At 41.0% G+C, this 25,408-nt stretch carries 18 protein-coding genes; 5 read left to right on the top strand and 13 right to left on the bottom strand.

Annotation, left to right across the window (positions count from 1 at the left end):
- Positions 1 to 227: 227 nt before the first annotated feature.
- Complete coding sequence (locus HRJ06_RS01845; protein ID WP_174727848.1) at positions 228 to 1,847, bottom strand: PhoX family protein; 1,620 nt, start codon at positions 1,845 to 1,847, stop codon at positions 228 to 230.
- Positions 1,848 to 2,299: 452 nt separating this feature from the next.
- Complete coding sequence (locus HRJ06_RS01840) at positions 2,300 to 2,605, bottom strand: DUF2642 domain-containing protein (RefSeq protein WP_174727845.1); 306 nt, start codon at positions 2,603 to 2,605, stop codon at positions 2,300 to 2,302.
- A 129-nt stretch (positions 2,606 to 2,734) separates the two neighbouring features.
- Between HRJ06_RS01840 and HRJ06_RS01835 the strand changes: the two genes are divergently transcribed.
- Together HRJ06_RS01835 and HRJ06_RS01830 are read left to right on the top strand one after the other, a co-directional pair.
- Positions 2,735 to 3,502, top strand: coding sequence for a DUF3891 family protein (locus HRJ06_RS01835; RefSeq protein WP_174727842.1), 768 nt, complete (start codon positions 2,735 to 2,737; stop codon positions 3,500 to 3,502).
- A gap of 153 nt (positions 3,503 to 3,655) precedes the next feature.
- Complete coding sequence (locus HRJ06_RS01830) at positions 3,656 to 4,549, top strand: haloalkane dehalogenase (protein ID WP_174727839.1); 894 nt, start codon at positions 3,656 to 3,658, stop codon at positions 4,547 to 4,549.
- 209 nt (positions 4,550 to 4,758) lie between these two features.
- On the opposite strand, the gene HRJ06_RS01825 is transcribed toward HRJ06_RS01830, so the two are convergent.
- From HRJ06_RS01825 to HRJ06_RS01805, 5 genes are all read right to left on the bottom strand, one after another.
- Positions 4,759 to 5,142, bottom strand: a complete 384-nt coding sequence (locus HRJ06_RS01825) for an IDEAL domain-containing protein (protein WP_174727836.1) — start codon at positions 5,140 to 5,142, stop codon at positions 4,759 to 4,761.
- Between the two features lie 188 nt (positions 5,143 to 5,330).
- Positions 5,331 to 5,744 (bottom strand): RrF2 family transcriptional regulator, encoded by a 414-nt coding sequence (locus tag HRJ06_RS01820; protein ID WP_174727833.1) that lies wholly within the window; start codon positions 5,742 to 5,744, stop codon positions 5,331 to 5,333.
- A gap of 185 nt (positions 5,745 to 5,929) precedes the next feature.
- Positions 5,930 to 6,721 carry an HAD family hydrolase gene (locus HRJ06_RS01815; RefSeq protein WP_174727830.1) on the bottom strand — a complete coding sequence of 264 codons (792 nt, stop codon included), beginning with the start codon at positions 6,719 to 6,721 and terminating at the stop codon, positions 5,930 to 5,932.
- Positions 6,722 to 7,087: 366 nt separating this feature from the next.
- The gene (ltaS, locus tag HRJ06_RS01810) at positions 7,088 to 9,079 is read right to left on the bottom strand and encodes a lipoteichoic acid synthase (protein WP_174727827.1); all 1,992 of its coding nucleotides are present in this window, start codon (positions 9,077 to 9,079) and stop codon (positions 7,088 to 7,090) included.
- 613 nt (positions 9,080 to 9,692) lie between these two features.
- Positions 9,693 to 11,723, bottom strand: a complete 2,031-nt coding sequence (locus HRJ06_RS01805) for a peptidoglycan D,D-transpeptidase FtsI family protein (protein WP_174727824.1) — start codon at positions 11,721 to 11,723, stop codon at positions 9,693 to 9,695.
- Between the two features lie 282 nt (positions 11,724 to 12,005).
- Here HRJ06_RS01805 and HRJ06_RS01800 point away from each other — a divergent pair, with 282 nt between their 5' ends.
- Complete coding sequence (locus HRJ06_RS01800; RefSeq protein ID WP_174727821.1) at positions 12,006 to 13,220, top strand: two-component system sensor histidine kinase NtrB; 1,215 nt, start codon at positions 12,006 to 12,008, stop codon at positions 13,218 to 13,220.
- A 58-nt stretch (positions 13,221 to 13,278) separates the two neighbouring features.
- Here HRJ06_RS01800 and HRJ06_RS01795 read toward each other — a convergent pair whose 3' ends face one another.
- From HRJ06_RS01795 to HRJ06_RS01785, 3 genes are all read right to left on the bottom strand, one after another.
- Complete coding sequence (locus HRJ06_RS01795) at positions 13,279 to 15,639, bottom strand: FdhF/YdeP family oxidoreductase (protein WP_174727818.1); 2,361 nt, start codon at positions 15,637 to 15,639, stop codon at positions 13,279 to 13,281.
- Positions 15,640 to 16,340: 701 nt separating this feature from the next.
- A complete protein-coding gene (locus HRJ06_RS01790) occupies positions 16,341 to 16,700 on the bottom strand; it encodes a Na-translocating system protein MpsC family protein (RefSeq protein ID WP_174727816.1) in 360 nt (119 codons plus the stop codon).
- A gap of 74 nt (positions 16,701 to 16,774) precedes the next feature.
- Positions 16,775 to 18,040, bottom strand: coding sequence for an L-lactate MFS transporter (locus tag HRJ06_RS01785; RefSeq protein WP_174727813.1), 1,266 nt, complete (start codon positions 18,038 to 18,040; stop codon positions 16,775 to 16,777).
- A gap of 556 nt (positions 18,041 to 18,596) precedes the next feature.
- Here HRJ06_RS01785 and fdhD point away from each other — a divergent pair.
- Both fdhD and moaA read left to right on the top strand, forming a co-directional pair.
- On the top strand, positions 18,597 to 19,385 hold the full coding sequence (fdhD, locus tag HRJ06_RS01780; RefSeq protein ID WP_174727810.1) for a formate dehydrogenase accessory sulfurtransferase FdhD: 789 nt from the start codon (positions 18,597 to 18,599) through the stop codon (positions 19,383 to 19,385).
- 23 nt (positions 19,386 to 19,408) lie between these two features.
- The gene (moaA, locus tag HRJ06_RS01775; protein WP_174727807.1) at positions 19,409 to 20,428 is read left to right on the top strand and encodes a GTP 3',8-cyclase MoaA; all 1,020 of its coding nucleotides are present in this window, start codon (positions 19,409 to 19,411) and stop codon (positions 20,426 to 20,428) included.
- Positions 20,429 to 20,855: 427 nt separating this feature from the next.
- Here moaA and HRJ06_RS01770 read toward each other — a convergent pair whose 3' ends face one another.
- The 3 genes from HRJ06_RS01770 to pruA form a co-directional block, all read right to left on the bottom strand.
- Positions 20,856 to 22,142 carry a Glu/Leu/Phe/Val family dehydrogenase gene (locus tag HRJ06_RS01770; protein ID WP_174727804.1) on the bottom strand — a complete coding sequence of 429 codons (1,287 nt, stop codon included), beginning with the start codon at positions 22,140 to 22,142 and terminating at the stop codon, positions 20,856 to 20,858.
- A gap of 49 nt (positions 22,143 to 22,191) precedes the next feature.
- Positions 22,192 to 23,394: an ornithine--oxo-acid transaminase gene (locus HRJ06_RS01765; RefSeq protein ID WP_174727801.1), complete on the bottom strand. Its 1,203-nt coding sequence runs from the start codon at positions 23,392 to 23,394 to the stop codon at positions 22,192 to 22,194.
- Positions 23,395 to 23,733: 339 nt separating this feature from the next.
- Positions 23,734 to 25,281 carry an L-glutamate gamma-semialdehyde dehydrogenase gene (gene pruA / locus HRJ06_RS01760; RefSeq protein ID WP_174727798.1) on the bottom strand — a complete coding sequence of 516 codons (1,548 nt, stop codon included), beginning with the start codon at positions 25,279 to 25,281 and terminating at the stop codon, positions 23,734 to 23,736.
- Positions 25,282 to 25,408: the final 127 nt, after the last annotated feature.

Here is a 25,408-nt window from a genome sequence, read left to right as displayed (position 1 = left end):
GTAATTAAAAAGCTGGTAGATTGGCTTTTCACTGCAGATTTTACATAAATCCTTTTTTTCAATAATATCTTGCTCTGAGAGCGACTGAACATGAGGGAGATCGATTATCTTTAAAGCGGCCTTCACATGTTTTTGACAAACGAGAATCATGCAAATTGCTCCTTCCCTGCATATAATCAAAGGCGGAAAACAAGCTACACCTTTCGAACATAAGACGGCGTTATGATTTACTTACTAAAGCTACCGCCCTGTACTGCAACTAAACAAGAACGACCGAATTCATAGCCAGGGTAAGGATTCCATGTATCCGGATGCTGGACGTCCAAAAACAGGGTTCGCTCATCTGGAGTTAACCAAGGACCAGTCACTTCACAACCTTTGGGACCTGAAGCAAATTGGAAGGTTTCCCCGTAATTTTTGCCATCAGTTGGGATCATGAACACCCCGCAGTTTTTAAACGCTGCATACACATTATCTTCCGTTGCACCAAAATCCTCTACTACCCAAAGGTTTCCTTTACTGTCAAAGTGAAGGTTATCAGGGCACGTAATACCACTTTGCTGTCCCCCTGCAACAAACACTTCAAACGTAAATGAATCACTAGCATGGTCACCGTTTGCTGGCATAAACCTCACGATTTGACCATGAAAATTTCCGTGAGCTGAATTATTCGTTAATGCTAAGAATACACTCCCGTCGTGCGGATGGATTTCTACATCTTCTGGACGATCCAGTAAAGTTCCTCCAACAACACGTCCTGCATCGCGTGCATTAGTAAGTACATCAGCCTGGTCGGTAAATTTATTCTTCAAAGAAGAGTTGGATGCATAATCAAGGGCAACCCATTTTTGCTTGCCAAGATTTGCAACATATAATGTTCCCTCTTCCAAAAGTCCGAAATTTTGTTCGCGGCTATTTGGATTAAACTTTTTATTGCTGATAAATTTGTAAAAGCACTCATCCCTTTTATCGTCACCCATGTAAACGACCACTCTTCCGTCCTCTGTTAATCCCATAGCTGTATTTTCATGTGCGAATCGCCCTAGTGCTGTATGCTTTCGAACAGGTTTTTTTGGATCAAACACATCAACTTCAACCACCCAGCCGTAATGAGTATCGTCAAAATTTGGCCAACCATATGAGCTTCCATAGAAAGTATTTTCTTCACAGGATAGAGCGGTATTCCAGAGGGTTTGTCCACCACTGCAATTTCCTAAAGAGCCCTCGACAGTTACAGCACCATTGACTGCTTTGCTTCCGCGAGCAGGACCAGTTAACTCGATAGAAGTAGTTCCATCTACACGGCGGTTGTATGTATCATTCTTTACTAGCTGCCATTCTCCCTTTTCTTTTTTTACGTGGATTACTGAGCCGCCAACAGCTTCCTTTTGCATTTGCAGCAGCTTAGGGTAATTAGCAAGATTCTCTTTTTTAAAAGAGGCTTCGTTAATATCCAACAGTTTTAAGTAGTTTCCCGGTTCTGGAAATTCATGGTTAACCCAGATGAGTCCTTCTTCTGAATTATTACCGCCTTCTAAACTATCAATTGGGAAATATACAGTAAGATCAGCTGAATCTCCAAATATTTCGCCTTCTGAATTAATGACATCACCATATGAGGCAATAATGTTGTACTTGTAACCTTCAGGTAAAACTAATTCATTTTCCCAAGAACGCCCTACGGGTTTGAATGGAACAGTAAGTGGCTTTCCTTTGCCAGATGGTTGTCCATTCATTAAATGATTTGCTGTCATAGCTTTTCCTGTTAATGCTCCAATCCCTGATGATGCAGCAACTAATGCCGCTGTCGTGCTTCCTGCATAAGTTAAGAATAAACGACGATCCATTGATTGTTAGCTCCCTTACAAGTTTTATAGTAGAACAATTAGAGTATAATTAATTAAAGGGAAGAAATGAATTAAGCTAGTGTAAAAGATTGTAAAATGATTGTTAATAGTGTAAATTTTGTAAATTGATTAAGAAAGCAAATCAGCAAACCTTTTAGATTAAAAGAATCTTCTCCATGTTTAAAATGCTTATAATAATTATTATTGCTCTTATCCCCATCGCTATGATAACAACATAAGCCAAAAACCGCCTTTTAAACAGCGGCAGTATGCTGACACACCCGGAAGCAACCAGCTTGTTAAATCGCTTAATCACAATCGCATAGATATATGAGCGGCGGAGCTACCCTTTTCTTAGGAATGATAAATGTAGGGAGATTCCAGATTTAAAGTTTTAATTAAAGTAGCACAAAAAAAAACGATTTCCTTTTACTAAGGAAATCGTTCTTACCTTATATCTTTCTGAAAAACATAATATGCTGGAATCGAACATGATAGGCAACTTTGTCTATATTAAGCTGTAAATGATCAACTGCAACGCCTGCCAGCTTACCTTTTAGAGTGCCGTTTGTCAGAGTAACTTCGATGTCTTCTTCCAGGTGTATTAACAAATGGTCCATGAACACAGGTTCCGCCACAATAGAATAACTTGGAGACATGCTATTCATCATCGGCGGAAGCTTTTCTGAATGGGAATAATAGCCTGGAGGCACGGGGACCGGATAATTCCAATTAGCATGAGGATTAGTTGAATACAAATACTTTCCCTCCCTTTGCATTAATTGCTCCATCCTATTTCTATGCCTGAGAGTTCATTTTTAGACATACCCAGAAAGCGCTCACTTTCAAAACTTTTAAAGATCAGCCACAGAAAGGATTGAAATGAAATGATTGTATTTGAGCGGGAACAAGACTTTGTCATGGTAACTCAGCATGATCATGCAAATGTATCAGGTGAAGTGGCGGAGTACTGGAATGAAGAAGACTTTCCAGGTCTGCATCGGAAAAATGAAGTAGTTCTTGCTGTCCGGCAGCATGATCGTGGCTGGATTAATCTAGACGCATCCCCATTATGGAATTCCCATGATCGAAAACCATATTCTTTCATGGACTATCCGCTAGAGCCTAAAATCTCTTCTTATAAAAAAGGCATTGATGAGGTAGTCGAAATTAGTGGGTATGCAGGCCTTTTGTGCAGCTTACATTATGCGTCCTTTCTAGAAAACTCAACAGATCCTGCAGGCAAGCAATATTGGAAAGAAGAAATACAGCGCCAACAGATGCTCTTAAAAGAATTAGAGATAGAAGAAAATACAATTCAGAAAAAAGAACTCAATGAGCACCTAGATCTATTAAAATTTTGCGATAATATTAGTTTATATATTTGTCTTAACAAACCTGGAGTTGATAAAGCAAACGAACATCCCTTTTATCGCAACGGCTTTCCGCAGAAATTCGCTTTTGCTCAATTCCATCGCATAATCCCAGAGTGGACAAATCAAGAAACTATTAAACTTTCCACTTTCCCTTTAACAACTGATCTACATGTCTCCCTGCCCTTTAAAGCTGTACAAAAAGAGGAGATTATGAAACATGGACTGACACAAGCCTATCAAGAGGCCAAGGTAGAAACAAGACGGGTAAAGTTTGTATGAAACCCCCTGCAGACCTCTCCCACTTTTGGTCTACTGATTTGTATGCCAGCCTTTTCTTCGGTAGCTTCATCTGCTTTAAGCAACAGAAGGTATAAAAAGGGATTTGGGTTTAATTGTCGAAATAGTAAATAAATAAAAAATGGAGGTAGACCAATGCCAATAATAAGAACTCCTGAGGAGCGTTTTGCTAACCTTAAAGGATTTCCATTCAAACCCAATTTCCTAGAAATCAATGATACTCGGGTTCACTATATTGATGAAGGTGAAGGAGAAGTGATCCTTTGCCTTCATGGGGAACCTACATGGTCCTATTTATATCGTCATATGATTCCGCCTTTGTCTAAACAATTCAGGGTAATTGCACCCGATTTTATTGGGTTTGGCCGGTCTGATAAGTACACCGAACAGGATGAGTATTCCTTTGAAATGCATATGAATACTCTTAAAGAATTTATCAGCAGGTTGGATCTTGACCGTATAACGCTAGTTGTACAAGATTGGGGAGGACTAATCGGACTAGGAGTGCTCGCCGATTTGCCAGACCGTATTTCTCGTTTGGTGATTATGAATACAGGTTTGCCAACAGGTGAAACCCCTCCTACTAAAGGTTTTTTAACTTGGAGAAGGTATGCAGAGCGTACTCCTGACCTCCCCATAGGACAACTCATCGGCCGGAGCCTGGCACCTGGCAACCAACTTGATGCACAAGTGATTTCGGCCTATGAAGCGCCATTCCCATCCAAGGAATACAAGGCTGGTGTCCAAGTATGGCCGCTTCTCGTTCCAATGAGTTTCGACGATCCTGGAGCTGAGCAAATGAGAAAAGCTAAGGATGTCCTTAAAGACTGGAAAAAGCCAACACTTGTAGCCTTTTCTGATTCAGATCCCATTACACGTGGAGGAGATCGTTTCTTCCGAAAAATCATCCCTGCTGCTTCCAATGAACCTGAAATAACCATTGAAGGTGCAGGTCATTTTCTCCAAGAAGAAAAAGGTTCAGAAATCGCACAGCATATTATTGATTTTACTGGCAAGCATCCTCTTTAGTCCCAGACCCAAAAGTATACAGTACTATACTTTAAAAGGCTCCAGAATAATACTTCGGGAGCCTTTTGAATTATAGTAAACTGTTTTTATGAGACTCACTTAAAACTTATCTTTATTAAATTTATTAAGCAAATGCAGTTAGTCAATTTTAATTCCACCTAAAAACCCCCTGCTGTATACAGCAAGGGGATTAATTTTAACCTTGTAATTTAATTCCTTCTTCCGTCTTTCGTCAAGCTGCCTTGGCCTGTAAGCTTTTTAGGATCTGTCTTTACAAGCTCTTTCATTGAATTTAACTTTGAGCTAAGCTCAAAGAACCATTCTTTGTCTCCTGTTAATAAGGCCAGATCAACTAAGTAGAGGAGCTGTTCCTTATTGCTTACATTGGAATCAGGAATTACTTTTACCGCTCTATTGCCCATAAGAATTTTTTTACCAACCGTTTCTTCATTATCACTTTTAACAACAGACACTCTTACCGCTCCGTTTAAAATATCAAGTGATTCGATAAAGCCTATGATTAGTTCACCATTTTCTGACTTTCCCTTGACCCAATCCCCAGTTTTTAAGATGGAATTATTATCAGACTTCATTCGTTTTCACCTCTTTAAAAGTTTTTTTGCTCATAGAACCCTTTATTAAAATGATTATTGTATATTAATAAAAAGATAATTATTATAGAGGGACTATTCATCTATTCCCTCAATTCGTAAGAATATAGCCAAAATGATCAATTGATCTGTAATTAATTTTATTACAATTGGGTTAAGAAGCTGCCATTTTATTGTCCTTGTTTGATAAGGTCAGCCATTTCTTTAATGGTATATCCCTTTAAATACTCACCCAAGTGATTTTCTGCACCTAGAAATATTAAAAATAAAACCCTGTGCATATTTGCCCCGACAATACATTTTTCATTTGACACAGGACATTTAGGCTGCAGTGTCCCTTCAGAAGTAACCTTATATATCTCCCACAGACTAACCTCACCAGGATCTAATGCAAAAATAAATCCTCCGCCATTTCCTTCTTTGGATTTAATAATGCCGCTTCTTTTCAACAAGCTTAATACTTTCCTAATCCGAACTGGGTGAACCCCAGCGCTCTCTGAAATAGCATCACTTGTTGACATCCTGTCAGGCTGCAGTGCGAGCAGGGTTAAACTATGAATGGCAAGAGTAAAATCACTATTCATGGCTTGCCTCCTAAAGAATCATCATATCTACGTTTAAAAGGTGTTCTACTGTAATTATATCTATTACAGTATACTTTGTCAAACTATCACTCTTTCGATGTAGCCTGTTTCAATCATAATATGCTCAATAAAAAAAACCGCAACTATTGCGGTTTTTAAAAAATCCAACTGGCCAAGTGCCAGACTTATTTCACCTTCATATCTTCCAATATCGGAAATAACTCTTCAAGGTGTTTGATTTCGTAGGTTGGAATAACATCATTTGGTTCTTTATCATGCCTGTTTATCCAAACCGTCTTTATTCCAGCTCTGTTTGCACCAAGAATGTCAGTCATTAGATTGTCGCCAACCATGATAACTTCATCTTTGTTCATATTCATTAGTGATAATGCATGCTCAAAAATGGTTGGATCAGGTTTCCCTCTTCCAAAATCTCCAGATATGACAATCTTATCAAAGTAAGGGACTAATTCGGAGGTAATCTCCAGCTTTGTCTTTTGAAGGTCTGGTGAACCATTTGTTAAAAGCAACAGCTGATAGGTCTCCTTAAGGCCATCCAGCGTTTCAAACGTTTCTTCATAAACAAACGGAAGCTTTCTTCTTTCTTGCGGAAAGCGCTCAGCCAGCTCTGCTCCGAACACAGCATCATCAATGCCCAAAGTTTTTAGACCAGTTGTCCATGCTTCTTTACGGTATGTAGGTACAATCTCTTTCATCTTTTTAAAATCTTCCTGATCATCTAAAAAATTACCCCAAAGTCCTTCAAACGGGTTAATTCCAATCATTTGCGTAAATGGGTAGGTTTCGTATGAAGAGTACAAAGCTCTCGCAGCGTCCCTTACTGCTTCTTCAAGCTTTTCATGGTCAGTACCAACACGCTCTTCAGCTACCTTACATGTAGCAACAAATGCTTCCTTTACACTTTTTTGATCCCATAGAAGTGTATCATCTAAATCGAAAAAAACTGCTTTGATCATATTAGCCCCCACTTGTCTTCTTTTTCTATAGTTTATCATTTATTTGGAATTGAAAGAATATAAAATTGCATAGATAATTTTCTGCCATTTTAAATTAATCATTAGAACGCCGAAAAGTTTTTCAAGATCGACCTCATGTCTGTTCATAGCCATTCCTTCTTATATTTTATGGGCTTCCTAAGAATCCCCATTTGCAGCCCGATGGAACTGGAGCTATTCATAGACATTTTATACTGTTGGCTCACTTTGCTTGGGGTAGCCGCTCTTTTCAAGCGGGTAAGTATATGTTGTTGGCAAATTCCTTATGACTCTCTCAAAAGCTGCATAAAAAAGCTGCCTGAGAAGGTTCTCAGACAGCTTTCATACTTATTCCGCAGGAACAATTATCTCTGCATCTTCTAGAGGCTGATTAGACTCTTGTTGCTTTGGTTTACTGTAGTCATATTTTGAACGGTCAACTGGTGTGAAGTTTTCTGGTGTGTAGAATCGCAACAAATCACCATTAACAACTTTATCAGAGAGGGCCAGTTTTTGCTCGGCATTTTCTAAATACCTGTTCGCTTCAGGCAATCGTTCTTCCTCCAGAAGCTCCCCAGTTGATGAATCGTAAAATTTACCGCCAACATATGAAATATCTGAACTCATGAAGTCTCCGTTCCGGAAAGGAACCAGATCATCATGCTGTTCTGACAATAGATCTGTTCCAAAGTGAATATACTCGTCTGTTTCCATTCCTAACAAGTGAAGAAGCGTTGGGAATAAATCGATTTGTCCGCCATACTCATGAACCACTCCACCATTGATTCCTGGAACATGAATTAATAACGGAGTACGCTGTAAACCAGCACTTTCAAATGGTGTTACTTCTTTGCCAATTACTTCAGACATCGCTTTATTATGATTTTCAGAAATTCCGTAATGGTCTCCGTACATAATGACAATCGTATTATCATAGAGTCCGGATTCCTTTAGATAATCAAAGAACTGCTTCATTGCCTCATCTGCATAACGGGCAGTCTGGAAGTAATTATCCACCGTTTTATTGCCAGTAGTATGCGGTGCAATGGTCGCTTCGTCTTGATTCATCGTAAACGGAAAATGGTGTGTAACCGTGATGAAATTCGCGTAAAAAGGTTCAGGCAATGCTTCCAAATAAGGAATGGATTGCTCGAAAAACGGCTTATCCATTAACCCGTATTCAGCCATATCTTCCGTATTCAAATCATAATAATTAGCATCATAAAAATGGTCATAACCAAGTGATTTATAAATTTCGTTTCGGTTCCAGAAGCTTCCTGCGTTACCGTGGAATACCGCGGAAGTGTATCCGCCTTGCTGGCTCAAAATAGCGGGTGCAGCCTGATAGGTATTTAACCCTTTCGTTGTAAAAGCTGCCCCTTGAGGTAATCCGTACAATGAATTTGCCACCATATATTCAGCATCAGCCGTCTTGCCCTGTGCTGTTTGATGGAAGAAGTTATCAAAATACAGAGTATTCTTGTCTCTTGTCATGCTATTTAAAAACGGCATGACTTCTTCCCCGTGCAGCTCGTAATCAATCAGGAAGTTCTGAATAGATTCCATATGCATATAAACAACATTCATTCCTTCTCCTGCTCCAAAGTATTCTGGATTAGGATCAGCCTGATTGGATTTAGTATAGTTAATAACTTCAGTTAAATCACTGCCGTCCGCCATAACCCTTTGGACCGATGCCTTCGTGCTAAGAACAGCATCATATATCGTATAGTTATACATACCCAAATATTTAACAATATAATTTCGGTCAAATCCTCTTGTCAATAATTGCGGGCGATCCTTTTCAGCAATAGCTAAATTCAAGAATGAGACACCTAAAGCAAAGAACATTAACGCTGCCACGTAGCGGCGTTTCATATCAATTTTCTCAATTTTGACAGCTTTAAAAGAAAGTAAGCCAATCAAAATAAGCACATCAATAAAAAACAGAATATCATATGGCTTTAAAAGAGTCACAATACTGCCGCTGACATCGCCAAAGTTTTGAGTCTGAGTCAATGTAGGGAGTGTAATGAAATCATTGAAAAACCGGTGGTAGACCACATTAGCAAACACTAGGAATGATAAAAATAAATCTAGTACAATTAGGGCAATATATTTTCCTTTGCCTTTAAAAAACAGCGCAAGCCCTAAGAATAGGAGCGCAGATCCCAAGGGATTCATAAATACCAGTAAGGATTGTAGTGAATTATCAACACCCAGATTAAACTGAGTTACTTGAACAACATATGTTTTGATCCAAAGCATGAACACCGCAAAAAAGAAAAAGGCAATATATTTATTGGAAATCCCCTGCAATTTTTGAATTAGGTTATTCATTTTATGGCACCTCTCTCTAACTTCTTATTATAACACACTTCATTTATAAACGATATCAATCTACCATCCTAGCAATTCTATGCGATTTTCGCTGGTAGTAGAACAAGCTGTAAAAAAAGAATTATTTACCGCACAGATACATTATTATACTCCAAACCCGAAATAAATCAAGACACTTAAGACCTAATTTACGGCTGTAAACGCTGTCATCTCAACATAATTGATTGATACTCAATTAAGCATTTCATGGACAACAATAAAACCGGGCAAATGCAGCCCGGCTCATTTCATGGACATATTAACAATAATTCCAGCCTTCTAGTGGTTGATCTTACTCGTTTCATACCGTAGCAATAAATTTCTTGGAAATTGGTTATCTAGCATCCATTAATCCTGTCATTTATTCAATATTAATTTGTTATATTCCATAAAAATCGATTATATTTCATGACTAGAATTCTTCTTAATTAAACCACGCTGTTAAATATAGTAAAGAACAACAGGAACTCCATTAAGCCTTCAGAGCCATGCTAACCAATACAAAGCATAACGGCCAAAACGCAAGACAGGCCTGCTGCTTCTGTCTAGCGGCAAGCCTGTCCAGTTAGTATCCTTATTGCTCTTTGAAAAATTCGTCCATAATTCTTTCAGCTATTCTCTTATTGATCGAATGGGTATTGTCACTCAGCCAGGGAACAACTACTGAGAAAGCCACCTTTGGCTCATCATACGGAGCAAAGCCGATAAAGGAAAAATTAAACGTATTGTGCAAAGTATCTGTTTCTTTTTCTAAATAATAAGATTCGCCAGTACCTGTTTTACCTGCAGGAGCATAGCTTTTATTCCTAAAATTTTCCGAAGCAGTGCCATTTGGTGAGTCCATCACTCTTTTAAAGCCTCTCCGAACCCTTTCAAGCCAATCCTTTTCTATATCAATTGTGTTCAGTACTTTGGGCTGACTAACTTCTAGCACCGGCCCGACACCTTGATTAGTCGGCAGTCCCCTAATTTCTTTTAACAGTTGAGGCTCTATTCTTTTACCGCCGTTCGCGATCGACGATACGTATTGAACAAGCTGCATCGGCGTATACGTATCATATTGACCTATCGCAAGATCCAGCAGGAAGCCTGGATTATATTTGTTGCCTTCGTAGCCATCCGATTCGTTCGGTAAATCAATTCCTGTCTTTTGGCCCAAACCAAATTGTTCAAACAACCTGCGCATTTCATTAAAAGCTTCCGGCTTATATGGAAGAGACATATCTTTTTCATATTCGGCCCCAAGCATTCCAAGGGCAAGTTTAAACATATACACATTTGAAGACATCTCGATTGCCTCTAAATCATTAACAAGCCCCATATCTCTGTAAGATTTTTTTACAGGAGTATCCTTGAGGAACAGCGGTTCATCTATCAGTTTATCGCCTGGTTGTACCACCCCTGCTTCATAACCAGCTAACAGGGTTGCCCCTTTTACAACTGACCCTGCCACATAGGCCGAGGTCACTGTTCCTAAAGATATGTCCTTAAATTTCTGGCGTCCATCCTTTTCAACAATCTTTTTTCCAGCCATTGTAAGTATTTCTCCATTATTCGGGTCCATCATCACCACATAAGCACGATCTAAAAATTCTGTATCTGGCAGCTTCTTTGTTTTTTTCAACTCGTCCATTATGATTTGTTCGACCTTCTTTTGTAATTCTAAATCGATAGATAAGACAATATCATTGCCTCTTTTACCATCAAACGTATTAACAATATTTCTAATGCTTCCATTATCTTTAAGTGAATATTGGAAGATGGGGTTCTCTCCTTGAAGAACTTCCTCATACATAAGCTCCAATTGACTAAGGCCGACTCGATCACTCAATCCGTATCCTCTAGAAAGATAATGTTTCTTCTTCTCCTTAGGAAGACCTTGATCTGCTGAGGAAACACGGCCTAGGGCAGAACGAAAAATCTTGTCATTAGGATAAATTCGATCCCAATCAGCTCCGAGCATAATTCCTGGAAGTTTATCAAGCCGAGCACCAACTTTTGCAAACTCCTCCTCGGTCACTCCTCTTATTACAAAAGAAGGAGTTAGCATTGGCGCGCTATCAAGCTGCCCCTTAATGTGAATGACTTCTTTCTCATTAGCTGTGATACTGTTCAGTTCAGCTTCTGTTACTTTATCCATTTGAAGGAGAAGAAGGTCTTTTTCAGAAAGCTTCCCTTTCTTTACAGCCTGTACCTCTTCATGATTGAGTTTAGCCATTGCCTGCTCGGGTTTCTCCAAAACCAGGTATTCCTTGATCTGCTCCGGCTTTGGGTCTGGCACATCCAAATCGATTAATTTTGCCAGATTTTGAGCCAGCATTAGCCGTTCTTCTATTGTCGTCTTTGGAGTTTTCATATAAAGAAGCGAATCTTGCGGTTCATTGCCTATAATGGTTTGATGATTCCGATCCAAAATATGACCTCGCGGGGCAGACGGACCCGACACAGTTACCTCCTTTTTTACAACGATCTTTGCAAATACTTCACTGTTGAACAACTGAATATAAGCAAGACGAAACAGGAGTGTTAGGAAAACAGCAAAAATAACAATAAACAAAATGAGAATACGTTTTCTCGATGTTTTATGGTGTTCTTCTTTGGACATAGACTGGCTCCTTATAGATATTTTTTAACTAAGATGTTTATTGTGCTTTATGTAATACTTAAACTTTCAGTGTGTCAGCAGGTACTTAATTCACTTGCCCTGTTACAACGTAAATACCACCAAGAGGTTTAACGAAAACTTATTAGCAGTTTTTTGCACACACTTAGCAAAAAAAGAACAACTAAGTATGAAAATAGCTTCTTTCAGGGTTCCCAACTAGATTAAATTCTTTGGTTATACTATATTTTAGATAGGTTTTGATTTTTATATGAGGTGTCTCTAATGAAGAAATCATTGAATGATGAATTAGATAGGTTGAAAATTGAGAATGGAGTGCTAAAAGAGAGGCTCTCGCAGCTGTCTCAATCCTTTAACGACCAAAATTCAAGATATGGTCCTCCGGTGACAAAGCTAGAGTCAAAGTATTCCTCAGTTGAAAAAGCAGCTGGAGATAAATCCAATTTAGATGTTAAGGAATTATCAAGTTTTAATCTATCTGAAGCTCTTCTTGCTGAAATGATGGACCTCATTCCCCATCATATTGTTTCTATTAATAAAGATGGAATTATTACAATGTGCAATCTTCAGGCAGCTCAGGATTTATCAGTAAATCGAGATGATATAATCGGCAGGCATATCAGGGAGCTTTTACACCTGCCTGATGAAAAAATATTAATGCTTGATGCCATCAGGACGGGAAATGAAACAATTAACGAGGAAATTATGGACAAAAATTATGGGATTATAAGCACAAAAATCATCCGCGATGAAGAAGGTGTGATCAAAAGAGTCTTCGGAGTCTTTTATTTCTTAAACCGCTTTAAAGATTTTGAAAAGCAAGCACTGGCTGGCAGAATCGCAGCTGGGATCGCTCATGAAATACGAAATCCTCTGACGACCGTGAGAGGCTATCTTCAACTGCTCCAGAGCAGAGAGGACCATGATACTTCTGAGCTTTTTGGTTCCTTGTTGATTCCTGAGATTGACCGTGCAAATAAAATTATTACAGACTTTCTTAGATTAGCCAGACCTTCACAGGCGAGAGTTGAATACATTAAGGTTAGAGATTTCATCACAGAACAGCTTGGCAAGATCCTAAACAGCGAGTCTCTTCTATATAATATAGAAGTCGACTACGAGCTAAGTCCAGAGTCATCTGAAAGAATGATCGAAATCGACAGAGATGAGCTTATGCAAGTATTTATAAATCTATTCCGAAATTCACTGCAGGCCAGAGAGTCAATGGAGTTGACCATTAAAATTGCAACAGACATCAAGAATGATAAGCTTGAAATTAGATTCAGCGATAATGGTCCTGGTATAGCTTATTCAGTGCTCGAATACATCTTCGACCCATTTTTCACAACAAAAAGTGAAGGAACCGGACTTGGACTATCTGTTTCTAAGAAAATCATAGAAAACCATGGAGGAACAATGAAAGTCAGCACACACCCATCCGGAACCATATTCACCATTCTGCTGCCAATCGTCCACTAAACCCGAAAAGGTGACAGGCACCATCCAGTTTTCTGGATGGTGCCTGTCACCTTATTTTTTATGCTGGTGCATCGATTTCATCGTCTGCAATGCGTTTTTCTTGGAATTCAACGTCTTTGCGGGCGTTGAAACGGTCTGCTTTTTCAAGTGTTACAGTGATGTTGTAATCTGGAATGCCAGCAAATTTTTCGTAGCGGCCTCTAGGAAGCAAGAAGTTACCTTCTGGGAAGTGCACTTCTACATTTTCTCGTGCGATTTCAACGAACTTGGCTCTTCCCTGGAAGACGCCAAAGCCATTGTATAAGACAATGCCTTCTCCTTCAGCAATGCTTAACTTATGGGCATCCTCTGCATTCATCAATACATCATAACGTCCAGCTCCATTTAGCGGATCGACCTCGCTGTATACCATGGAGTTGAACTGTTTGCCACGGCGGGATGTCACAATAAACTGCCCTTCTTTTTTACCTAGATCGGGAATTTCGACAGGAATCAAATTTCCTTTACCATCCGGTGTTGGACAAATACCATCCTCGCATAACCAGGCACCGCCCCATTGGAAAACATCGCCGGCTTTCTTAAGGTCCTGAATTCCATCATAGTTTGGATTTGCTTTAGCTATTTCATCACGAATCTCCTGGCCATCTTTGAAATCAACCAAGTGAGCTGTTTCAGGCTTGACTCGTTTGGCCAGATCTACATAAATTTTCCACTCAGCACGAGCTTCTTCAACCATATTCTTGTTGCCTTCGATTTCAGGACTGAAGTAGACCATCCGCTCTGTAGAAGTCGATGTCCCGCCACCTTCTTGCTCATAGCGAGTTTTAGCAGGAAGAACGATAACGGCTTCTTTTGCATCAACAAGTGTTGATGTATTCAGGATGATATCCTGATGCACTCGAATTTCAAGCTCAGATAAAGCTTTTTCGATAAAGTCAGGATCTGGCATCGTTTCAAGAAAATTACCGCCTGACATGTAATACATTTTAATCTTTCGTTCGTGGTCTTCTGGCAGCACGATATTTTCCAAGGTAACTCCTACAATATCTCCTTGCCATTTTTCCAATTCAAATCCCCATAATTTTTCAATACGCTCGATATTCTCACCATAAAAATCCCCGCCTGGCAATACAAATGGGTCTGCACCCATCTCACCGCTTCCCTGAACAGAAGAGTGTCCGCGGAATGGCATAAGGCCGGCATGCTCTCTGCCAAGGTGTCCACGCAGCAAGGCAAGGTTGGCTACTTGAGAGATATTATCTGTTGCAAACGAATGCATGGTTAATCCCAAGGCCCAAGCGTAGACTGCATTTTTACTATTAGCGAGCAGCTCAGCCAGTTCAATAATTCGTTCCTTTGGCACGCCGGATGATTTTACAATATCTTCCCATGCTTGTTCCTGAACGGTAGCTTTTAGTTCATCATAGCCATTCACGTGTTCGTTCACAAACTGGTGATTGATTGCAGCTCCGTACTGCTTTTCTTCCATATCAAACCAGTGCTTCATAATTCCATGCATAAACGCAATGTCTCCACCAATATTAACCTGGTAAAAATCATCTGCTATCTTTGTCCCGAATAGGGCAGATTCTGGGTTTGATGGAATCCAATATTCATCCATTGCTGGCTCTTTATAAGGGTTTACAACGATGATTTTAGTTCCCTTTTTCTTCGCCTCAAGCATATATTTTGTGGAAACAGGAGAACTGTTGGATGCCACACTTCCCCAGAATAACAGGACATCTGTTCCAATCCAGTCCAGGTAGTTTGAGGTCGAAGCACCAACGCCAATTGAGCGCTTTAACGCTGTTTTAGAAGGTGAGTGGCAAATACGGCTCGCGTTATCGATATTATTTGTCCCAAGAAACCGGGCTACCTTGCCTGCTACATAGTAGGATTCATTTGTAATTCCCCGGCTAGTTAAGTAAAACGCGTACTGCTTTGGATCCAGCTTTTTCATTTTTTCAGCGATCATGTCCATCGCATCATCCCAAGTGATCCGAGAGAATTTACGCTCCCCTTTCCGGCGAATCATCGGGTAAGGAATACGTCCTAGCTTTCGCAGCTGGGTGCTGTCATATTTTCTCAGCTCGTCGATATCTGCATGGAGAATATCTGATTTTACTGCACCAGCTGTATTTAAACGAAGAACATTCATTCTTGTCGTACAAATATGCGGTCCAGTTAAAGTTTGGTCATAGAGTCCTGAAACACCAAGCGCACATCCATCACAAACACCTTTTGTAAGGATATTTGTCGCATATCCGATATTATCTTTGTTGTCCCAAAGTATTTTCATAGTGTCTCTTATATGTTTAGGCTTAACCTTTGTCAGTCCAAATGGAATTGGGCTAACCCAATGCTTTGGTGACGGCATAGCCGCTTTTTTCTGAGGTCCTGGATGTTTAGTTTTTCCCATAATAAACACTCCCAATTCAATCTGCTATTTTAATATATGATAGAAAAGCAAAAAACTACCGCTTTTCTTAAATGCCAATTTGATAAATAAAAGCGAAGCCGACCGTCTAGAAACGAGCAAACTGGAGGATCCGACAAAGAAGCGGTTTGTGCTTTTGAAGGAGGAACCGAAGTTTGCCGAGTTTCTGGGAGGCGCAGCTGGATAAAATAAAAGCGAAGCCGACCGTCTAGAAACGAGCAAACTGGAGGATCCGACAAAGAAGCGGTTTGTGCTTCTGAAGGAGGAACCGAAGTTTGCCGAGTTTCTGGGAGGCGCAGCAGGATAAAATAAAAGCGAAGCCGACTGTCTAGAAACGAGCAAACTGGAGGATCCGACAAAGAAGCGGTTTGTGCTTCTGAAGGAGGAACCGAAGTTTGCCGAGTTTCTGGGAGGCGCAGCTGGATAAATAAAAGCGAAGCCGACCGTCTAGAAACGAGCAAACTGGAGGATCCGGCAAAGAAGCGGTTTGTGCTTCTGCCGGAGGAGCCGAAGTTTGCCGAGTTTCTGGGAGGCGCAGCTGGATAAAAAAAGCGAAGCCGACCGCTTGTTAAGTAGCAATTAAGTTTAATAAACAAAAGAAAAACCACCGTTAACTCGTTCGCTTTAGCTGGTGAGTTTCATCGGTGGTTAGTCTTTTGCAGGGTCGCTACCAAGTGCCATACCTATTTATTAAACTTAGCTTGCAGGTCTTCGTCGAACACGAAGATCGACATTCCAAAATCACGGTCAATATCTATATCTACAAAAAGTTCCTTAAACTTACATCCTAAGAACTCTTCCATCTCTGTTGGCGGATGTTTTCGATACATATCTTTTACCATTTCTGTTCTGGCAGATCTCAGTGCCTGCTTGCCTTCAATGGCAGAAGCCATAAATTTCTCTACAGGAGAGAGGTTGCCTTCCATCTCACAAATAGCCCAATTTTTACAAAAGGTAGTTGTAATTTTGCTAGGACCTTTCCCCATGTGTTTTTTCCGAAAAGAACGTACTATATTACTAAATTCTGCTTCGTATTTATTCACGATATCTCCTGCCATCTATTGTGGTTATAACTTGATTGGTATTTTACCACACTAATGATAGATGAACAAAGTAATTAGCCAGCCAATTTTGTTTCATTCGCTGTATTCATTTTACGCAGCTTACTAATATCACGGCGAATCAGTAAGGAAACGATCAGCGCTATAACGAATAATCCAGCGAAGAAAGTTAAGCTTGATGCATAGCTTCCTGTAGTATCCTTCATCCAAGCTGCGAACATTGGACCTGCAAGTCCAGCAGCAGCCCAAGCAGTTAAAATGTAACCATGGATAGCACCTAACTGTTTTGTACCAAACATGTCACCGATAAAGGCAGGAATCGCGGCAAACCCTCCACCATACATTGTGTAAACAACCGCAAGCATAACCTGGAAAAGAATCGCTTCTTTTGTCATCGGCAATAATGTAAACAAAATAATTTGTGATGCAAAGAAGATCGTATACGTGTTTGGACGGCCAATATAGTCGGAAATTGACGCCCAGGCAATCCGGCCTAAACCGTTGAATAAACCTAACACACCAACAAGCGCAGCAGCTTCAGCAGTAGTAAGTCCAATACTTTCTTCCGCCAAAGGCTTTGCTGCAGATAGAATTGCAATTCCGCACGTTACGTTAATAAATAGCATAATCCATAAATAATAGAAGCGTGATGTTTTAATTGCTTCATTGGCAGTAAGTTGAGATAAGTCTTGCTTAACATTTACTTTGCCAGACTTGATTTTTTCCTTAAAGCCTTCTGGTGCCCAATCAGCCGGCGGCCTTTCGAGATAAAGGGATGATAATGTCATAATAATGAAATAAGCAGCACCTAAAATATAAAACGTATTAGCTGTACCAACAGATTTTATTAAAGTATCCATGATCGGACTGCTAATTGCTGCCGCGAACCCAAATCCCATAATCGCAAGCCCTGTAGCCAGGCCGCGGCGGTCAGGGAACCATTTAACCAAAGTTGAGACAGGAGCAATATAACCAACTCCTAAACCAATTCCGCCTAGAACCCCATAGGTAATATACAATAATGGCAATGATCCGAGGTTAACAGCTAGTCCAGAGCCTAAGATACCTGCTCCGAAAAAGGCTGCTGCGAGAAGGCCTGATTTTTTCGGTCCGTGTTTCTCAACAAAATGACCCATAAAAGCTGCAGATAATCCCAAAAATAATATTGCTAAACTGAACGTTAACTGAACTTGCTTTGAGCTCCAGCCGAATTCCTCGATAAGTGGGTTCGTGAAGTTACTCCAGGCATACACCGAACCAATGGAAATGTGAATTCCCACTGCCGACGCGGCAATAAGCCAGCGGTTTTTTGTCTTTTTCATTTGTCTTCCCCCTAAGTCATGGGTTCTGACTCAATACCTTGTTGCTTTTTAAGAATCCGATTGTTATTAAGCGCGCTGGATTCCAATCACAGACTATGCAACAGAACTGAAATCAAGAACCTTCTAAAAAGTTCTTTTTATTTTCCCGTCCTTTTGAAAGTTCCCTGGTATGTATAAATTTCTGGAAGCCTCACACGGATTCGGAATTGAAAAAAGAAACGAAAAACAGAAAACCGCCAATTTTTCTGTATCAGCCTAGACTTCGGGCTGCAGAGGAAAATTGACGGTTAGTATCAAGCAGGTTTCGCTACTATCGGACCAACAGTTAATCGCTTTCACTACAAGTTACACTTTAACCGACGACAGGATCGCTATCTCGAATCAAAATGTGACAGTTTTATGAACAAAAAAATAATATCACTTTATAAAAACATGTGCAACTACTTTTAAAAACTTTGTTATATCAATTTTACACTATCACCATGTAGTTTATTTTTCTTGTGAAAAGACTAAGAATGTGGTTAGCTTTTTATATTCTAAAAAACAGGTGATTACAATGCTAGAGAGTATGAGCGAAAAATACAAAATCAAAAAATATAACGAAGGTAAATTCACTGAAATTGAAGATGATATTGTAAACGAATTTCCTCTGACAGTTTATGTTAATGACCTCGAATTCGCAACAATGGTTTGTACACCAACCGACTTTGAGGAAATGGTGGTAGGCTTTCTGGCGTCTGAGGGTGTCATTCGTTTTTATAAAGACATTCATTCAATTAACATCGACGAAAGCCGCGGCTATGCTTATGTTATGTTAAAAGCAAACACAATTACGAGCCAAGAATACTATTCGAAACGGTTTATTGGATCCTGCTGTGGAAAAAGCCGGCAATTTTACTTTCACAATGACGCAAAGACGGCAAAAACATCTACATCTACAACAACAATCACTGCAGCTCAATGTATTGAGCTCATGAATCAAATGCAGAACAGTTCGCAGGTTTTTCAAGAAACAGGCGGAGTTCACAATGCCGCTCTATGCACTGCTGAAGAGACTATTGCAGTCCGTACTGACATCGGCCGCCATAATGCCTTGGATAAGCTACTAGGATTCAGTCTTTTGAATCGGGTGCCTGTCCGTGATAAGATAATAGTATTTAGTGGACGTATTTCTTCCGAAGTTTTGTTAAAAGCAGCGAAAATTGGTGTAGGGATCGTCCTGTCAAAATCAGCTCCGACTGACCTGGCCATCAAACTGGCCAGAGACCTAAACATCACAGCAGTCGGGTTTATCCGCGGAAAGTCATTTAATGTGTATTCATGTTCAGAAAGAATCACAGAATAGGATTTTAAAGGGAGGGAAACGCAATGACATCAGAAAAAACGGTATATGATTATTTTAACCGCCCTCTTCGCGATTTGAGAATTTCAGTTACAGATAAATGTAACTTTAGATGCACCTATTGCATGCCTGCTGAAATATTTGGTCCGGACTATCCCTTTTTGAAAAGAGATGAACTCCTCTCTTTCGAAGAAATAGAACGATTGACAAGGATTTCCGTCAATTCGCTAGGCGTCAAAAAAATCCGTATTACCGGCGGAGAGCCATTGATGCGGAGGAGTTTGCCCGAGCTTATTGAAAAGTTAAATAATATTAAGGGAGTAGAAGATATTGCCATGACAACAAACGGCTCCCTTCTTCCCAAATACGCCAAAGAGTTAAAAGCGGCTGGCTTGGAACGTGTTTCCATTAGCCTTGATTCGCTTAAGGACGAGATCTTTGGAAAAATTAATGGCCGAGGCGTCACTGTAAAAACCGTGCTCGACGGTATAGATGCAGCTAGTGAGGCTGGCTTGAAAGTGAAAATTAATATGGTTGTCAAACGAGGCATGAATGATTCTGAAATTTTGCCAATGGCCAGGTTTTTCCGGGAGAAAGGCCATATACTCCGTTTTATTGAATATATGGATGTAGGCAATACAAACGAGTGGAAACTTGACGATGTCTATCCTAAAAAGAAAATCGTAGAAGACATCCATCAAGTTATGGCACTTGAACCAGTTGATCCTAATTACACAGGCGAAGTCGCAAGCCGCTATCGCTATGTTGGTTCAAACGATGAAATTGGGGTCATTTCATCTGTCTCCGATGCGTTTTGTTCGTCATGTAACAGGGCTCGCCTGTCCGCAAGCGGGATGCTCTACACCTGCCTGTTCGCCTCTAAGGGCCATGACATCAAATCCCCGCTTCGGGGAAATTTGACAGATGACCAGCTGACCACCCTGCTTTCAGACATCTGGAACGGTCGCCGGGATCGATATTCTGAAGAACGAAGCACAGCTAGCACCACTAGGAAAAAGATTGAAATGAGCCATATTGGCGGATAAGCTTGTTTAACCCCCGTACTTTTTCGTGTGGGGGTTTTTTGATTGCCTGCTTGAGTTGTGGGATGAGGAATTACCCATTTGGAGAACCTGATAGCCCAATGAAAGACACCGGTTTAGAAAAATTAAAATTTAATGCTAATAAAATTAAGTTAATACCCAATTTAACTTTGGATAAATCATACTCTTTACTAGATACCTAAATTGAAAAATGTCCCAAAAGCTGTACTTTTGGGACATTTTTTGTAGTCTATTTAGTAAAAATGATTCTTTATCGCCTCTCCATGTTTATAGGAGTGATTTAACTCCACCCTGAGGATAAACTCCCGTATAGTACGTTTCACTCCTCTATAGGAGGCACTACACCAGATTGGGCTATATTTACACTAAACATAGCCTCATAGTCAGACTTTGAAGCTATGTTCCCACTTTACACCCAGCCCCTAAAACGAGAGGCTTCAGACATTTTCCTGACACCTACCATATAGGCGGCCAAGCGCATGTTCAACTTACGCGCCACCGCTGTGTCATAAACATTGTTAAACGATTTCACAATCACCTTGCGCAGCTTTTCGCTGACTTCTTCCTCACTCCAGTAATAGCCCTGGTTGTTTTGGACCCATTCAAAATAGGAAACAGTCACGCCGCCTGAACTTGCCAGCACGTCTGGAACGAGCAGGATACCTCGCTCGGACAGAATTTTGGTTGCTTCAAATGTGGTAGGCCCATTCGCCGCTTCGACGACAATCGATGCTTTGATATTATCCGCATTTTTGACGGTAATTTGGTTCGATATCGCAGCAGGAACAAGAATATCACAATCAAGCTCCAGAAGCTCCTGATTCGTTATTGTATGATCAAATAAGTTTGTTACCGTTCCGAAACTGTCACGTCGATCCAGTAAATAGTCAATATCAAGGCCGTCGGGGTCATGCAGTGCACCGTTGGCATCTGAAATACCGATTACTTTTGCACCGGCATCATGTAAGAATTTCGCCAGGAAGCTTCCTGCATTTCCAAACCCTTGAATTACAACACGGGCACCTTTAATTTCAATGCCCCGCTTCTTAGCTGCTTCCTCAATACAAATGACAACTCCTTCGGCGGTTGCCTTTTCCCGTCCGTGTGAACCTCCGAGAACAAGCGGTTTTCCGGTAATGAAGCCTGGCGAATCGTATTCACGCAGACGGCTGTACTCATCCATCATCCATGCCATTATTTGTGAGTTCGTATAGACATCCGGAGCTGGTATATCTTTAGTAGGTCCTACAATCTGGCTGATTGCCCTGACATAACCTCTGCTCAAGCGCTCCAGCTCACCAAGTGACATGTTGCGCGGATCGCAAATAATTCCGCCTTTTCCTCCCCCATAAGGAAGATCAACGATCCCGCATTTCAGGCTCATCCACATGGACAAAGCTTTTACTTCATTCTCGTCGACCTCCGGGTGGAAGCGGACGCCTCCTTTTGTGGGACCCACTGCATCATTATGCTGTGCCCGGTATCCGGTGAAAATCTCGACGTGACCATCGTCCATTCGGACCGGAATCCGAACAGTCAGCATCCTCAACGGTTCTTTTAAAAGTTCGTACATTTCCTCTTGATACCCTAACTTAGCTAAGGCTTCCTTAACGACTATCTGTGTTGAAGTCAGCATATTTAACGACTCTTCCACTTGCTGTTTAGCTTCTGCTGCAGCTATTCCCTGCGTTCCCATGCTTGGCACCTCATTCGTTCCCTAATGATTTTCAAAAGTTAGCTTTCTTTTATGCTAAAACTTGCTGGATCCGTTCAATCGCCCAGTCAAGTTCCTCTTTTGTAATGACAAGAGGCGGAGCAAAGCGGATAACAGTGTCATGTGTTTCTTTACAAAGTAAGCCTTTTCCCTTTAATGCCTCACAATATTTACGAGCAGGCTCGTTCAGCTCGACACCAATGAATAATCCGCGTCCCCGTACATCTTTTATAAGCGGGTTGTTGATTTCTTTCAGCTTGTTCATAAAATAGTTTCCAAGTTCAAGTGAACGCTCTGCCAGTTTTTCGTCAACAAGAACATCAAGAGCTGCAATGGAAACTGCACAAGCCATGGGATTGCCGCCAAACGTCGAGCCATGGGATCCTGGATTGAAAACACTTAAAACCTCTTTATTAGCTACTACGCATGAAATCGGGAAAACTCCTCCGCCGAGTGCCTTGCCAAGAATGTACATGTCAGGATCAACGTTCTCCCATTCACAGGCAAACATTTTACCTGAGCGAGCAAGACCTGCCTGAATTTCGTCTGCGATGAACAAAACATTCTGCTCCTTACAAAGCTCAGAAGCTTCTTTTAAGAAGCCTTCACGAGGTATGACAATCCCTGCTTCCCCTTGAATCGGTTCAAACAGGAATGCAGCTGTATTAGGAGTGATAGCCGCTTTTAAAGCCTCAATGTCTCCGTACGGTATAAGTTTAATTCCCGGAAGCATTGGTCCAAACCCGCGCTTATATTCTTCCTCTGAGGAAAGCGACACAGCGGTCATGGTGCGGCCGTGAAAGTTACCAATACAGGCAATGATTTCTGCCTGGTTTTCTTCGACACCTTTAATTTCATAGGCCCAGCGGCGTGCAGCTTTAACAGCCGTTTCCACAGCTTCCGCTCCTGTATTCATTGGCAGAGCCATATCTTTATTTGTTAGCTTACAAACTTTTTCATACCATGGTCCAAGCTGATCATTATGAAATGCTCTTGATGTTAACGTAACTTGATCGGCTTGATCTTTTAAAGCCTGAATGATTTTTGGATGGCGATGCCCTTGGTTTACAGCTGAGTAGGCACTGAGCATATCCATATACTTGCCGCCTTCAGGGTCCTCAACCCAAACTCCCTCAGCTTTTGAGATAACAATTGGCAGCGGATGATAGTTAGGTGCCCCATATTTTTCAGTTTTTTCAATCAAAGCTTCAGATGAAGTTAGATTTGTCGTCATGTGAGTTCCTCCTTGAGATGGTGTCAGGCACGAATTATAGCCTGGCTTTTATTTAAAAGATAAAGAATATATAAAATTCAGCGCCCAGCTACTCATGTACATCTGCCTCCTCCCTAGACAAGTCAACATCGAATCGTTCCGGTATTCGTGTTTCCTTTATCCTAGTCGGTGTCCTCCAGTCCATCCGTCGCTTAACGGGCGCTTATGCTTTTGTTCTTCCAGCTTCAGCGCCTAGCCCCTCGAGGTCGCTTCGGTCCAGCTGATGATGTCAAAGAACGACTTCACCTTCTGTCCTCCAGCGCTTGTCTGGGCTGTTCAAGGCGCTTGCGCTTATGTTCTTTAATACATTTCGGAGGTTGTTTTTGCTTGCATATGGAGCAGCAAGTAATCAGGGCCTCCTGCTTTCGAATCAGTTCCAGACATATTGAAGCCGCCGAATGGCTGATAGCCGACGATGGCACCTGTACAGTTACGGTTAAAATAAAGGTTTCCAACATGGAAGTTTTCACGAGCCTGCTGGATTTTGCGGCGATTTGTTGTAATAACAGCACCCGTAAGGCCGTATTCTGTGTTATTGGCAATTTCCAAGGCATGGTCAAAATCCTTAGCCTTGCTGAAGCCGACAACCGGCCCGAAAATTTCTTCTTGCATAATGCGAGATTTCGGATCAAGATCTGCAATTACGGTTGGCTGGATGAAATAGCCTTTTGAGCTATCCCCTTCTCCTCCGGCAACAAGCTTGCCTTCCTCTTTGCCAATTTCAATATAGTTCATAATTTTATTAAAAGCGCTCTGATCAATAACAGGGCCCATATTTATGTTTTGATCTTCAGGATTTCCGAGACTAAGCTTACCAGTCAGCTCAACAACGCGGTTTAAAACCTGGTCGTATACATCTTCAACTACTACAGCGCGGGAGCCTGCAGAACATTTTTGCCCTGAGAATCCGAAAGCGGAAGCAACAATCGATTGTGCTGCGAGCTCAAGGTCTGCCTCGCTGTCAACAACGATTGTATCTTTGCCGCCCATTTCAGCAATCACACGCTTCAGCCAAATTTGGCCTTCGTTCAGCTTAGATGCGCGTTCGAAAATGCGCAAGCCTACATCGCGTGAGCCGGTGAAAGAAATAAAACGAGTATCCTTGTGGTCAACAAGATAGTCGCCAACTTCTGCTCCGCTGCCTGGTACAAAGTTTAGCACGCCTTTTGGCAGGCCAGCCTGTTCCATCACTTCCACAAATTTCGCTGCGACGACTGGTGTTGTTGAAGCAGGCTTTAAAAGAACTGTATTACCCGAAACAATCGCTGCAACAGTAGTTCCAGCCATAATCGCTAGCGGGAAATTCCATGGAGAAATGATGATTCCAACTCCAAGCGGGATATAGTCATACCGATTAAATTCATTTGGACGGCTTTGTACCGGCACGCCATCTTTTAACGCAAGAGCCTGACGGGCGTAAAATTCCAAAAAGTCAATCGCTTCTGCTGTGTCAGCATCAGCTTCATTCCATGGCTTGCCTGCTTCTTTTGTTAAAAGTGCTGAAAACTCATGCTTGCGGCGGCGAATGATCGCTGCTGCCTTGAAAAGTACATCTGCACGGGTTTCCGGCTTCACTTTTCTCCATGTCTTAAATGCTTCAACAGCAGCCACCAAAGCTTTTTCAGCTAGATCCTGATTTGCTTTTGAAACGCGTCCGATCACTTCTTCTTTATTGGAAGGATTGTAGGAAACAATTTTTTCATCAGTTGCAATGCGTTCCCCATCAATCAATAAATCATAATCTTGGCCAAGGTAGCTTTCTACTGTTTTTAAACCGGTAATGTAATCTCTTTTGTTATCTTCTTCTTTAAAATTACTAAAAGGTTCGTGTTTGTATGGCTGTACCATGTAAATCCCTCCTGATTTATAAATCTCAATTTTACATATGCAACTTCCGTGCCAAGTTTATATATGTTGATAATAGTGGTTTTATAGAATGCAAACCGCAAAATATTTTTGCAGTTCACCCTTATTC

Source organism: Mesobacillus harenae (genome assembly GCF_013343715.1).
Classification (GTDB): Bacteria; Bacillota; Bacilli; order Bacillales; family Cytobacillaceae; genus Mesobacillus_A; species Mesobacillus_A harenae.
Note: the sequence above shows the minus strand (reverse complement) of the source record. Positions and strands in the feature narration are given on the sequence as shown.